Here is a 13,042-nt window from a genome sequence, read left to right as displayed (position 1 = left end):
TATTACAGATCAAGGAAAAATAAGCAAGAAAAAAATATGAAAAATTTCTAGCCAAACGATTGCACCCTACGTATAATTCGTTCGCAATATTTTATCCTTCTTTCCATTTCTACTTGGTGTGAGATATTGCAATGTTACGAATCAAACAAGAAGCTTTGACTTTCGATGATGTCCTGCTGGTCCCAGCTCATTCAACCGTCCTGCCGAACACTGCCGATCTGCGCACCCGTCTGACGAAAGACATTACGCTGAACATCCCGATGGTGTCGGCGTCAATGGATACCGTGACTGAAGGCCGCCTGGCGATTGCCCTGGCTCAGGAAGGGGGGATTGGCTTCATTCACAAGAACATGTCGATTGAGCAGCAGGCTCGCGAAGTTCGCATGGTGAAAAAATTCGAAGCCGGTGTGGTCTCTGAGCCGGTCACGGTCAAGCCGGACAACACCATTGAAGATGTGAAGCGTCTGACTGAAGAGAACGGTTTTGCCGGTTACCCGGTGGTCACGGACAGCAACGAGCTGGTGGGGATTATTACCGGCCGTGACGTCCGTTTCGTGACTGACCTTTCCTTGAAAGTAGAAGACGTGATGACGCCGAAAGGCAAGCTGGCTGCGGCCAAAGAAGGCGCCTCTCGTGAAGAAGTTGAGCAAATCATGCAACAGCACCGCGTTGAAAAAGTGCTGCTGGTGAATGACAACTTCCAGCTGCGTGGCATGATCACTGCTAAAGATTTCCAGAAAGCCGAGCGTAAGCCGAATGCCTGTAAAGATGACCGCGGTCGCCTGCGTGTTGGTGCTGCCGTTGGTGCTGGTGCCGGTAACGAAGAGCGTGTGAAAGCCCTGGTTGAAGCAGGTGTAGACGTGCTGCTGATTGATTCCTCACACGGCCACTCTGAAGGGGTACTGCAGCGTATCCGTGAAACCCGCGAAGCCTATCCTGAGCTGCCAATCGTCGGCGGTAACGTGGCCACGGCTGAAGGGGCCCGTGCCCTGATTGAAGCTGGTGTCAGCGCAGTGAAAGTCGGGATTGGCCCGGGCTCTATCTGTACCACCCGTATCGTCACCGGTGTGGGTGTTCCTCAAATCACAGCCATTGCCGATGCGGCTGCGGTTGCCAATGAATTCGGGATCCCGGTTATTGCTGACGGCGGTATTCGCTTCTCGGGCGATATGTGTAAAGCCATTGCGGCCGGTGCCTCATGTGTGATGGTTGGCTCCATGTTCGCCGGGACCGAAGAAGCGCCGGGCGAAGTTGAACTGTACCAGGGCCGTGCATATAAATCATACCGCGGCATGGGCTCACTGGGCGCGATGTCGAAAGGCTCGTCCGACCGTTACTTCCAGACCGACAATGCAGCAGACAAGCTGGTGCCGGAAGGGATTGAAGGCCGCGTCGCTTACAAAGGCCATCTGAAAGAGATTGTTCACCAGCAACTGGGCGGCCTGCGCTCGAGCATGGGTCTGACCGGATCTGCGACCATCGAAGCTCTGCGCACCAAAGCGGAATTTGTCCGCATCTCCGGTGCCGGGATGAAAGAGTCCCATGTTCATGATGTGACCATCACCAAAGAAGCGCCGAATTACCGTCTGGGTGGCTAACCACCCAGTCCGGCTAACCCGCGTTTGGGGTAATTTTCGCCACCCGGCGTACCGCCCGGCGAAAACGTTTGCCTAAAGACAAAACTTGTATAAGATCGGGGGCGTTATTTCGCCCCCACCTTTCAAACTGATTTGAGACAGCTCGATAATGACCACAACCACAAATATTCATGACCAACGTATCCTGATCCTGGATTTCGGTTCTCAGTACACGCAACTTATTGCCCGTCGCATTCGTGAAATCGGTGTTTACTGTGAGCTGTGGAGCTGGGATGTTGCTGAGTCGGATATCCGCGATTTTAATCCGAACGGCATTATTCTTTCTGGTGGTCCGGAGAGCGTCACGGAAGCGGGCTCCCCACGCGCGCCGCAATATGTTTTTGAAGCCGGTGTACCGGTGCTGGGTGTATGTTACGGCATGCAGACCATGGCCGAGCAGCTGGGTGGCAAGGTGGCCGGTTCAACCGAGCGTGAGTTTGGCTACGCACAGGTGAAAGTGGTTGAGCCGACTGACTTCTTCCACAACATCGAAGATGCGATGTCTGAAGACGGCAAAGGTCTGCTGGATGTCTGGATGAGCCACGGTGACAAAGTGGTTGAGATCCCGGAAGGCTTTGTGAAAGTGGCAGAAACAGACACCTGCCCGTACGCGGCGATGGCCAATGAAGCCAAGCACTTTTACGGCGTGCAATTCCACCCGGAAGTGACTCATACCCGTCAGGGCATGCGGATCATCGAAAGCTTCGTACTGGGGATCTGTGGCTGTGAGAAGCTGTGGACGTCTGAAAACATCATTGAAGACGCTGTGGCCCGCATTAAGGAGCAGGTTGGTGACGATGAAGTGATCCTCGGCCTGTCCGGCGGCGTGGATTCTTCTGTGGTTGCCATGCTGGTTCACCGCGCGATCGGTGACAGACTAACCTGTGTGTTTGTTGACAATGGTCTGCTGCGTCTGAACGAAGGCGAGCAGGTGATGGAAATGTTCGGTGATCACTTCGGTCTGAACATCGTGCACGTGAAAGCGGAAGATCGTTTCCTATCTGCGCTGGAAGGTGTGGATGAGCCGGAAGCCAAGCGGAAGATCATCGGCCGTGTGTTTGTTGAAGTCTTCGATGAAGAAGCCGGCAAACTGCAAAATGCCAAATGGCTGGCGCAGGGCACCATCTATCCGGATGTGATCGAGTCTGCTGCGTCGAAAACCGGTAAAGCACACGTGATCAAGTCACACCACAACGTGGGCGGCCTGCCGGAAGAGATGGAAATGGGTCTGGTCGAGCCGCTGAAAGAGCTGTTTAAAGACGAGGTCCGTAAGATTGGCCTGGAGCTGGGCCTGCCGTACAACATGCTGTACCGCCACCCGTTCCCGGGACCAGGTCTGGGGGTTCGCGTACTGGGCGAAGTGAAGAAAGAGTACTGTGATTTGCTGCGCCGCGCCGATGCGATCTTTATTGAAGAGCTGCACAAAGCTGACCTGTATAACAAGGTTTCTCAAGCCTTCACCGTCTTCCTGCCGGTTCGCTCGGTTGGCGTGATGGGCGATGGCCGCAAATACGACTGGGTTGTTTCCTTGCGTGCGGTTGAAACCATCGACTTCATGACCGCGCACTGGGCACACCTGCCGTACGACTTCCTGGGTAAGGTTTCAAACCGTATCATCAACGAAGTCGATGGCATTTCCCGCGTCGTATACGATGTGTCCGGCAAGCCGCCGGCCACGATTGAGTGGGAATAATTCCTGACTCGTTTAACGCGGACGTTGATCTGCAATAATTGATCAAAAAGCCCATGTTCTCATGGGCTTTTTTGTTTTTTGAGGCTGTGGTATCGACGTTATCAGCACGGGTCAGAGACGATGCCCCTCGTCAGTTACCTTGGCTCAGTTCAGTGCGATTAGCTGCGAAAGATGGCCATTCAAACCATCTCCCGCGCCTGATGCATTGATCGTTTCGAAATAATCATGCCATCCCGATGCGGCGATACCGGAGATCAGGGCGTCTATCGCCGCTTCGTCAGGTGCTTGCCAGAGGGCGAAAAATTGCTGGGATGCGGCATGCAGTGTTGAAGCATTGGTTTCGCCTAAGGCGATGGCTTCCACGCCAAGCGCTGAGAGCTCGGACATACCTGCGCCGACGGCCGCAAAAAACTGACGGCGGGCGTCCAGGTCAAGTGCCAGCCAGGCGGGTTTCGGCGTGTAGAGTTCGGCTAGATAATGGGTCATGTGGGGTTCCTTTTACATGTTTACGGTGAATGGTTCGTCGCGTGCGTTTACAGATGTGGCCATTGCCGGTCTCGGGTTGCCTGTTGAGCTGTGTGAGCAGAGGTTCTGCCATTGTACTCATCAACGTTCACCCGTAGCGGCGTTGCGCTTCTCTTCTTGCATTTCGAGGTTTGCCCAGGCACGTTTGAGCAGGGCACTGAGCGCCTCACATTCCTGCGGGTCAAATCCTGCAAACAGGGCGCTGATCCACTGGTTATGTTCGCTGAACAGGCGTTGCGCCATGGCCTGGCCTTGAGCGGTTAGTCGTACCGAGACCCTGCGCCGATCTTTGGGATCCAGATGGCGTTCGAGATAGCCGTCGCGCTGTAATCCGTCGAGCAGCCCTGTCACTGTGGCGCGTGTGACGCCGGCCTGTTTGGCCAGCTCATGCGGTGCCAGCCCTTCCGTCATATCGCGTAGCAAAAACAGCAGCACGAATTTCCCTTCTGAAAGGCGGTGGGGGGCCAGGCGAGCGGCGCAAGCCCGGTCAATGGCTGATGCCAGCGTCAAAACCTCGAAACACATCCGCATATTCTTGATGCCGGTTTGTCCGCAACGTTCCGCTTCTTCCAGGAGGGCGAGGTGCTTCTGCTCCAGAGTCATCATCATAAAATGGCCTATAAAAATAGTATGGTGCCATACTATATGGTGACTAATTATGAGTCAAGGCGCATAATGATTTGATTCGTGTCTGGTTGGCGGTGATGGGAGCAAGGACGGTGCGAGCGTTGATTGAGAGCGGGGCTGGTTTCATGGGATGTCGCGTGTGAATTACCTTCGCGCGGCGGGACACATCAATGTGATCAAAAAGACACTTTTGAGTATCTTTTTTGTTTGGTGTTTGTGATTACCATTGATGCATATTGTTGGTCTGATGTTTTGCATTAATATCATTTTACAATATTTATTCTTGTGTGATATCGGTTGTTGAGTTGAAAGTACGTTTTTGATATTGATGTTCGATACAATTTTACAATCAGGTTTTTCCGGCCTGATCCGAGCGGCCATAAAACGATAAACAGAGCGCCGCGACAACCAACATCACACTTACCATGGAGCTCCCATGAGTCATCAAGCTGTCAATCACACGTCTGAAGCGCCGTCAGGGGCGATGAATAAATTCCTGAACTTCATTGAACGGGCAGGGAACAAAATCCCGGATCCGGCGCTGCTGTTTTTCTGGGCGCTGCTGCTCGTCTGGGCTTTGTCCGCCCTCCTTTCTCAGTTCGAATTCGGACTGATCCATCCTGTTACCGGACAAGCCATTGAAATTAATAACCTGCTCACCGGCCAGTCGCTGGCTGAGTTCCTGGCCGGGATGGTGAAAACCTTTACCGGATTTGCGCCACTGGGCATTGTGCTGGTCGCGATGCTGGGCGTTGGGGTTGCCGAAGCGTCTGGCTTTATCAATACCGGCTTGAAGAAAATGCTGAATTTCACACCGGCCAAGTTGCTGACACCGATGCTGATCCTGGTCGCTATTGTGTCGCATACCGCGGCCGATGCCGGTTATGTGCTGGTGATCCCGCTGGGGGGGATCATCTTCCATGCTGCCGGTCGCCATCCGCTGGCCGGGATTGCGGCAGCGTTTGCCGGGGTGTCCGGCGGCTTTTCAGCGAACTTTATTCCATCCGGGATTGACCCGCTGTTGGCCGGTTTTACCCAGTCGGCAGCCCAGATCCTGGATCCGGCTTATATCGTCAACCCGCTGGCGAACCTGATGTTCACCGGGCTTTCTTCCATTGTGGTGGTTAGTATCGGCTGGTATGTGACAGAAAAAATCATTGAGCCGCGCCTGAGCAACACGGCGATCGATGACGATGCCGAAGAAGCGCCGGATCTGGGCTCTTTTACCGCCATTGAATCGAAAGCCTTTAACCGGGCCGGTTGGGCGATGGTGCTGGGGATTGTGGCCCTGATTGCTGCCGTGCTCCCGGAGTCTTCACCATTGCGTTCGCCGGAAGGCGAGATCACCGCGTTCTCGGCGCCGCTGATGCAGTCGATTGTGCCGCTGATCTTCATCCTGTTTGTGATCCCGGGTGTGGTCTATGGCCGGGTGTCCGGGACCTTCAAGTCCAGTGACGACATTATCAAGGCGATGTCGACCACCATGGGCACCATGGGCGGCTACATCGTGATGGCATTCTTCTGTGCTCAGTTCCTGGCAGCCTTCAGCCAGTCCAACCTGGGGACTCTGCTGGCGCTGTCGGGCGCGGACTTGCTGAAAGCGATGAACCTGCCAGGCCAGGTGACTATTGTCGGGATGATTCTACTGACCGCTTTTGTCAACCTGCTGGTGGGTTCGGCTTCGGCGAAGTGGGCCCTGATTGGTCCGATCCTGGTGCCGATGCTGATGGCGGTCGGGATTTCACCTGAGCTGACGCAGGCGGCGTACCGGGTTGGGGATTCGGTGTCGAATATTATTTCGCCGCTGATGGTGTTCTTCCCGCTGGTGGTGGTTTACATGCAGCGCTATGTGAAGCGTGCCGGTATTGGCACTCTGGCATCGCTGATGATGCCATACTCGATTGCGATGCTGATTGGCTGGACCTTGTTCCTGTTGGCCTACTGGGCGTTGGGGATCCCACTGGGTATCCAGGCACCTTACACGTATCAGCTGTAATCGGATCATCTGTTCACCATAGGCCCTGCAATGCAGGGCCTTTTTTTATCCGGAGACAGAGGCGGGGGAAATATGATGATTCCAATATGGAATATTATTTTATTTAATTTATATGGGTTAACTAACTAAAGAGTTTTGTATCAGTAAATTTGTAAATTTTAGTGATCTTTTGTGGTGATATTTGTGAATCTTGATTAATATGACCAACTTGTCATATTAGATTGGATTTAAAATCTAATTTTGCTGATTTATCACCAGTTAAACTATTGAAGTAATCCTCTGTATCTGGTGTTAGATAAAGCATAAACTCAATCGAAGTAGTAAGGATGTACGATTATGAGTGATACCATGGCTTCACCACCGTCCCAGTCGGGCGTGATTGGATTCATTGAGCGCGTCGGAAAAAAAATCCCGGACCCGGTCATTATCTTTATGTCCCTGTTGGTGTTCTGTCTGGCGCTGACCGGGTTGATCGGTGGTTTACAGTTTGAAACCACCGGGGCCGACGGGAATGCGGTGACCCACACCATTAAAAATATGCTGGCGACGGAAAATGTCCGTTGGATGTTTGATAATGCGCTGCTCACCAACTGGTTGTCATTCGGACGTGGTGTGCTGGGCGTGATCCTGATTGTGATGGTCGGGGTTGGGATTGCCGAGCACTCCGGCTTGCTGTCTACCGTCATCAAGAAAGTTGGTCTGCGGATCAATGAACGCTGGTTGCCGCTCCTGGTGGTGTTCCTCGGCATTATGAGCTCCATTGCCAGCGATGCTGGTTACCTGATCCTGATCCCGCTGTCGGGATTGTTATATGCCGGGTTGGGCAAGAACCCGCTGATCGGGATGGCGGCTGCATTTGCCGGTGTTTCGGCAGGCTTCTCGGCGAACCTGATCCCGGCCACGCCATCGGATGTGATTCTCGGGGTGAATGCCCGCATTTTTGCTGAGTCCCAGGGGATCCCGTTTGTCACCGCCAGTGGCGATCCGATCAACCCGGCCACCATGCACTATTTCTTCATTGCCACGTCGACCTTCCTGCTGGCTGGTCTGGGGGCTTGGGTGACGGTGCGTTTCGTGACACCGCGTCTGGAGAAAATGTCCTACCAGATCCCCGACGATCTTAATCTGGATGATTTCCAGGTGACTGAAGCTGAGAACAAAGGGCTACGCGCGGCTGGCATCGGCCTGATCCTGGCGCTGGGTGCCGTGGCGGCACTGGCGATGGGACCGCTGGCGACTTATACCAACGACGCCGGTCGGGAAGTGACGCCTTATCTGGATAACGTGATCCTGCTGATTGCCATGGTGTTTGCCACCATTGGGATTTTCTTCGGGGTGGCGACCGGCAAGTTCAAGTCGATGCAGGATGTGGTGTCGGCGATGGTGAAACAGATGAACACCATGGGTTACATCCTGGTGCTGACGTTCTTCTCCTACAACTTTCTGGCGTTGCTGAGCTTCTCTGATCTGGGTACCTACGTGACCTATCTGGGGGCGACGTTCCTGGCATCGCTGGGCTTGCAGGACTTTCCGATCCTGCTGATCCTGGGCTTCATTCTGACCACGGCGGTGATTAACCTGTTTGTTGGGGGCCTGACGTCGAAGTGGATGCTGCTGGGGCCGATCTTCGTGCCGATGCTGTATCAGGTGAATCCGGACATGACACCGGAAATGGTGACGGCGGCGTATCGGGTAGCAGACTCTTCAACCAACATCATTACCCCGATGATGACCTATGCCGGGGTGGTGCTGGCCTTCATGCGTAAATATAAGCCTGAACTGTCGTTTGGTGATGTGATTGCCATGATGGTGCCTTACTCGGCGGCCTTCCTGGTGGTTTGGTCAGCGGTGCTGGTGGGCTTCTTTACTTTCGGCATTCCGTTGGGTTTCTGATCCGAACCGCAATGCGTTCGCAGCCCGGCCTTGTGCCGGGCTGTTTGTTTTCAGACGCCGTATTTTGGGCCCCGCGCGCTCAGGGATCAGAGACTGGCGCGCAGCGATCAATTCGCCTGGAAGTGCTCGGCATGGAAGCGCAGATGGTCTTCGATGAAGCTGGCGATAAAATAATAGCTGTGGTCGTAACCGGTTTGCATGCGCAGTTCCAGCGGATACTGATTTTGTTTGGCTGCATGCTGGAGGGTTTCGGGGTTCAGTTGCTCGTTGAGAAACGGGTCCTGATCGCCCTGATCCACCAGTGCCGGTACCAGGTCGGTCGCTTGTTTCATCAGCTCGCAACTGTCGTACTGGGCCCATTGTGATTGGTCATCGCCCAGATAGCCGGAGAAGGCTTTTTGCCCCCACGGACAATTCATTGGATGGCTGATCGGGCTGAAGGCAGACACCGAGCTGTAGCGGGTCGGATTGCGCAGGCTGATCATCAGTGCGCCGTGGCCGCCCATGGAGTGGCCGCAAATCGCCCGTTGCGTACTGACCGGGAAATTGGCCTCGATCAGGGCCGGCAACTCCTGAACCACATAGTCGTACATGCGGTAGTGGCGGTTCCACGGCGGTTGAGTGGCGTTGACATAAAAGCCGGCCCCGAGGCCGAAATCATAGCTGCCGTCCGGATCGTCTGCCACGCCGTCGCCACGTGGGCTGGTATCCGGTGCGACGATGGCAATTCCCAGCTCGGCGGCAATGCGGTGCGCCCCGGCTTTTTGCATAAAGTTCTCGTCGGTACAGGTCAGGCCCGAAAGCCAGTAGACCACCGGCACCTTGGCTCCGGTGGCGACTTGTGGCGGCAGGTAGATGGCAAAGCGCATGTCGCAATTGAGCGACTCGGCACGGTGAGTATATTGCTTGTGCCAGCCGCCGAAGCTTTTGTTGGCACTGATATTTTCAATCGTCATTCGTGATGGGCTCTCGCGTGTGTGCCACAGCGCTGCCGGGGCAGCGCTGTGGCGGTGAAGATTATTTGGCGTAGTGGATCACACTGCGGATACTCTTGCCTTCATGCATCAGGTCAAACGCGTCATTGATGCCTTCCAGCGCCATGGTGTGGGTGATGAAATCATCCAGCTTGAATTTGCCGGCCATGTAGTCTTCCACAATGCCAGGTAACTCAGAGCGCCCTTTGACGCCGCCAAACGCAGAGCCACGCCAAACGCGGCCGGTGACCAGCTGGAACGGACGGGTCGAAATTTCCTGTCCGGCACCAGCGACGCCGATGATCACCGACTCCCCCCAGCCCTTGTGGCAACACTCGAGTGCTGAGCGCATCACGTTGACGTTGCCGATACATTCAAACGAGAAATCCACTCCGCCATCGGTCATCTCGACAATCACGTCCTGGATCGGTTTGTCGTAATCGTTCGGGTTGATGCAGTCAGTCGCGCCCAGCTTTTTCGCCAGTGCAAACTTGTCTTCGTTGATGTCGACCCCGATGATCCGGCTGGCTCCGGCCATGGCAGCGCCGATAATCGCCGACAGGCCGATCCCGCCGAGACCAAAGATCGCCACGGTATCACCGGCCTGAACCTTGGCGGTTTTCAGGACCGCGCCCATCCCGGTGGTGACCCCGCAGCCGAGCAGGCAGACTTCTTCCAGTGGTGCATCTTTATTGACCTTGGCCAGCGAGATCTCCGGCAGTACGGTGTATTCCGAGAACGTCGAGCAGCCCATGTAGTGGTAAATCGGCTGACCGTCTTTGTAGAAGCGGGTGGTGCCGTCCGGCATCAGGCCCTTGCCCTGGGTTTCGCGGATTTTCTGGCACAGGTTGGTTTTGCCGGACCGGCAGAATTTACACTCACCGCATTCCGGGGTGTACAGCGGGATCACATGATCGCCGACCTGAACACTGGTCACGCCTTCGCCGACCTGTTCGACAATCCCGCCGCCTTCATGGCCGAGAATCGCCGGGAAAATGCCTTCCGGATCGTCACCGGACAGGGTAAACGCATCGGTGTGGCAGACCCCGGTGGCCACGATGCGGACCAACACCTCACCGGCTTTTGGCAGCATGACATCGACTTCTTCAATCGAGAGTGGCTGGTTGGGTCCCCAGGCAATGGCGGCTTTGGATTTGATAAAGGATTCAGACATGGTGTCCCTCTTGGATTTGGCGGGGCGGACCCCGGATTGGCTCCTGATGCTGCTATAACAGTAGGAGACTTTATCGAAAGGGAAAAAGCATACCGGCCTTTTCCCTGACTGATTGTGATGGACTCAGTATATTTATTTCGATGAAGTTGATAATTGCATAATATTGAAAATAACTTTTACTCATGAGTAATAATTTGGGTGATACTTGGTGGTCCGGGGGATTGGCTCTATAATGCGCGGCCTGATTGAAAGCCGCGACTACGGGAAGAACGACGCCGTGACTGAGCAAAGCCAAGATGAACTGTTTATGCGCCGGGCGATGGTGCTGGCGGCTAATGCCGAAGCCGAAGGCGAGGTGCCGGTGGGGGCCGTGGTGGTCCATAACGGGCAGGTGATTGGTGAAGGCTGGAACCGCTCGATCGGCCAGCACGATGCAACGGCCCATGCCGAGATCATGGCGCTGCGTCAGGCCGGCCAGGTGCTGCAAAATTATCGTCTGATCGACACGACGCTGTATGTCACCCTGGAGCCATGTCCGATGTGTGCCGGGGCCATGGTGCACAGCCGGGTGGGGAAAGTCATTTATGGCGCCAGCGATCCGAAAACGGGTGCCGCTGGCAGTATCATGAACCTGTTGAGCTATGACGAAGTCAACCACCATGTTGCCTACGAGGCGGGTGTGTTGGAAGCCGAATGCCGGGCTCAGTTGCAGGCCTTTTTCAAGCGCCGCCGGGCGGAGAAGAAAGCCGAAAAGAAAGCCAGGCAAGCGGCCGAGGCTCTGAAAGCTGCCCAGGACTTAAAACCAATGGATGGCTAGTGTTGCCTGAAGTTGACGGCAGGCAGCCGCCGATATGGCGCGGCGTATTGAAATGTCGCGGCGTATTGAAACAAATCAAATCAGCCCTGCAGATGCAGGGCTGAACGTTTGGGGTTGATCGGTCCCAACCAGGTGGCTCTATATTAATTACTGGCCGTTCGGGTCGGTTTGGCGGCCTTGGCCGCTTCCTCAATCGCTTCAGGTTTTACCGGCGGCGTTTCCGGTGGCGTGATGGTATGCAGGCCGTCGACTTCGGCGATTTGCTCTTTCTGAAGCTGCTGCCGGTGCGCCTGCTCATAGCCCATGATGCTCTGGTAGTAACGGCGAATATTTTCAACGTAGTTGAGCGCCTCATCCCCGCGGGCATAGCCATAACGGGTCTGCCGGTAGTACTTGCGCTGACGCAGCATCGGCAGGCGCTGTTTCACGTCACTCCAGGCATCCGGATCACCGCCTTGTTTCTTGGTCAGGCGGCGGGCATCCATCAGGTGGCCAAACCCGACATTGTAGGAGGCGAGGGCAAACCAGACCTTCTCATGGCCTTCGACACTGTCCGGGATCCGGTTGATCATCTTGCGCAGGTACTGCACCCCACCCCGAATACTTTGCTCCGGATCCAGACGATTGGTCACCCCGACTGATTTCGCCGTCGGCAAGGTCAGCATCATCATTCCGCGGACCCCGGTCGGCGAGACTGCTCTTGGGTTCCAGTGCGACTCCTGATAGGAAAGGGCGGCGATCAAGCGCCAGTCCAGCTCTTCGGAATATTTCTTGAACAGGCTTTCCCAGCGCGGCAATTTTTTCTCAATGGCACGCAGGAAGGCGCGGGTATCGACGTAGTCAAAGGTGGCGACATGGCCGAAGTATTTCTCTTCCAGTTTGGCCAGCTCGCCGCTCTGCTTCAGCTCGCCGAAAAATTCGATCAGCAGTGCATACAGGCTGTCATCGGCTGCCTGGTTGAGGAACCAGGCGATGGGCTCATCTTCGGTGAGCTCCAGCGCTGTGGCAATATCAGGGTGGATGCGTTGGCTGAGCGCAACGTCGACCGAGTCCGCCAGGGTGTAGTCCAGTTCGCCGGTCGCCACCAAGCGCAGCAGCTCGTCGCTGTCAGTTTCGGCCAGTGCTTCCCAGGCCAGGTCCGGGTGCAGGACTTTTAAGGTCTCCAGGCTGCGTTCGTGGCTTGAGCCTTTCACGACCACGAGTCTGCCTTTGTTTTCGGCTAAATCTTCAATGCTGCGCGGGCGCCACTGGCCTTTTTTGTAGACCACAATCTGGCTGGCATAGTAATACGCGGGCGCGGCTCGGAATTCAGCCAGACGCTCTTTGGTCATGGTCAGGCCGGCAGCCACGAGATCGACATCGCCGCGTTTGAGCGTTGGAAAAAGCCCGGAGAGGGTAAACATCGGCTGCATTTCCAGTTTGACGCCCAGTTTGTCGGCGAAGCGCTGCGCCAGCTCATAGTCGAGGCCGGTCGGCCCTTCATTGCCGATAAAGTAGGACAACTGGTTATTCAGGGTACCCACGCGCAGGACGCCGCTGTCGCGGATCCGCTCAAGGTCGCTTTTCTCCGGGGCTTCGAGCCAGTTGCAGCCGCTGAGCAGCGTCAGGCTGAGCACCGCAGCCAGCAACAGGCGCAGGCGTTGGGGAAATAGAATGTTGTTCAACAATACATGCTCATCGTTTTTATTTGATGTTCTTTATACCAA

General features: G+C 55.3%; 10 protein-coding genes. 5 read left to right on the top strand and 5 right to left on the bottom strand.

Annotated features, from left to right (window positions below; genetic code table 11):
• Positions 1-131: 131 nt before the first annotated feature.
• Both guaB and guaA read left to right on the top strand, forming a co-directional pair.
• A complete protein-coding gene (gene guaB, locus NH461_RS12930; RefSeq protein ID WP_261600748.1) occupies positions 132-1,598 on the top strand; it encodes an IMP dehydrogenase in 1,467 nt (488 codons plus the stop codon).
• A gap of 148 nt (positions 1,599-1,746) precedes the next feature.
• Positions 1,747-3,330: a glutamine-hydrolyzing GMP synthase gene (gene guaA / locus NH461_RS12925; RefSeq protein ID WP_261600747.1), complete on the top strand. Its 1,584-nt coding sequence runs from the start codon at positions 1,747-1,749 to the stop codon at positions 3,328-3,330.
• 144 nt (positions 3,331-3,474) lie between these two features.
• Here the strand turns inward: guaA and NH461_RS12920 are convergent, their stop codons facing one another.
• Together NH461_RS12920 and NH461_RS12915 are read right to left on the bottom strand one after the other, a co-directional pair.
• Entirely contained in the window at positions 3,475-3,816 is a 342-nt protein-coding gene (locus tag NH461_RS12920; protein ID WP_261600746.1) for a DUF6616 family protein, read from the bottom strand.
• A 120-nt stretch (positions 3,817-3,936) separates the two neighbouring features.
• On the bottom strand, positions 3,937-4,464 hold the full coding sequence (locus tag NH461_RS12915; protein WP_261600745.1) for a MarR family winged helix-turn-helix transcriptional regulator: 528 nt from the start codon (positions 4,462-4,464) through the stop codon (positions 3,937-3,939).
• 454 nt (positions 4,465-4,918) lie between these two features.
• On the opposite strand from NH461_RS12915, the gene NH461_RS12910 reads away from it, so the two are divergent.
• Both NH461_RS12910 and NH461_RS12905 read left to right on the top strand, forming a co-directional pair.
• Positions 4,919-6,478, top strand: coding sequence for an AbgT family transporter (locus tag NH461_RS12910; RefSeq protein WP_261600744.1), 1,560 nt, complete (start codon positions 4,919-4,921; stop codon positions 6,476-6,478).
• A 336-nt stretch (positions 6,479-6,814) separates the two neighbouring features.
• On the top strand, positions 6,815-8,371 hold the full coding sequence (locus NH461_RS12905; RefSeq protein WP_261600743.1) for an AbgT family transporter: 1,557 nt from the start codon (positions 6,815-6,817) through the stop codon (positions 8,369-8,371).
• 107 nt (positions 8,372-8,478) lie between these two features.
• On the opposite strand, the gene fghA is transcribed toward NH461_RS12905, so the two are convergent.
• Complete coding sequence (fghA, locus tag NH461_RS12900) at positions 8,479-9,327, bottom strand: S-formylglutathione hydrolase (RefSeq protein WP_315903224.1); 849 nt, start codon at positions 9,325-9,327, stop codon at positions 8,479-8,481.
• A gap of 61 nt (positions 9,328-9,388) precedes the next feature.
• Positions 9,389-10,519: an S-(hydroxymethyl)glutathione dehydrogenase/class III alcohol dehydrogenase gene (locus tag NH461_RS12895; protein ID WP_261600742.1), complete on the bottom strand. Its 1,131-nt coding sequence runs from the start codon at positions 10,517-10,519 to the stop codon at positions 9,389-9,391.
• Between the two features lie 232 nt (positions 10,520-10,751).
• On the opposite strand from NH461_RS12895, the gene tadA reads away from it, so the two are divergent.
• Complete coding sequence (gene tadA / locus NH461_RS12890) at positions 10,752-11,336, top strand: tRNA adenosine(34) deaminase TadA (RefSeq protein ID WP_261600741.1); 585 nt, start codon at positions 10,752-10,754, stop codon at positions 11,334-11,336.
• Positions 11,337-11,479: 143 nt separating this feature from the next.
• Here the strand turns inward: tadA and mltF are convergent, their stop codons facing one another.
• Complete coding sequence (gene mltF, locus NH461_RS12885; RefSeq protein ID WP_261600740.1) at positions 11,480-13,003, bottom strand: membrane-bound lytic murein transglycosylase MltF; 1,524 nt, start codon at positions 13,001-13,003, stop codon at positions 11,480-11,482.
• Positions 13,004-13,042: the final 39 nt, after the last annotated feature.

The sequence above is a fragment of the Photobacterium sp. TY1-4 genome (assembly GCF_025398175.1).
Taxonomy (GTDB): Bacteria; Pseudomonadota; Gammaproteobacteria; order Enterobacterales; family Vibrionaceae; genus Photobacterium.
Note: the sequence above shows the minus strand (reverse complement) of the source record. Positions and strands in the feature narration are given on the sequence as shown.

What these genes read in the sequence shown, in the direction of transcription:
- guaB (WP_261600748.1), top strand. Translation starts at nt 132, where the DNA reads ATGTTACGAATCAAACAAGAAGCTTTGACTTTCGATGATGTCCTGCTG.
- guaA (WP_261600747.1), top strand. Translation starts at nt 1,747, where the DNA reads ATGACCACAACCACAAATATTCATGACCAACGTATCCTGATCCTGGAT.
- NH461_RS12920 (WP_261600746.1), bottom strand. Translation starts at nt 3,816, where the DNA reads ATGACCCATTATCTAGCCGAACTCTACACGCCGAAACCCGCCTGGCTG.
- NH461_RS12915 (WP_261600745.1), bottom strand. Translation starts at nt 4,464, where the DNA reads ATGATGATGACTCTGGAGCAGAAGCACCTCGCCCTCCTGGAAGAAGCG.
- NH461_RS12910 (WP_261600744.1), top strand. Translation starts at nt 4,919, where the DNA reads ATGAGTCATCAAGCTGTCAATCACACGTCTGAAGCGCCGTCAGGGGCG.
- NH461_RS12905 (WP_261600743.1), top strand. Translation starts at nt 6,815, where the DNA reads ATGAGTGATACCATGGCTTCACCACCGTCCCAGTCGGGCGTGATTGGA.
- fghA (WP_315903224.1), bottom strand. Translation starts at nt 9,327, where the DNA reads ATGACGATTGAAAATATCAGTGCCAACAAAAGCTTCGGCGGCTGGCAC.
- NH461_RS12895 (WP_261600742.1), bottom strand. Translation starts at nt 10,519, where the DNA reads ATGTCTGAATCCTTTATCAAATCCAAAGCCGCCATTGCCTGGGGACCC.
- tadA (WP_261600741.1), top strand. Translation starts at nt 10,752, where the DNA reads ATGCGCGGCCTGATTGAAAGCCGCGACTACGGGAAGAACGACGCCGTG.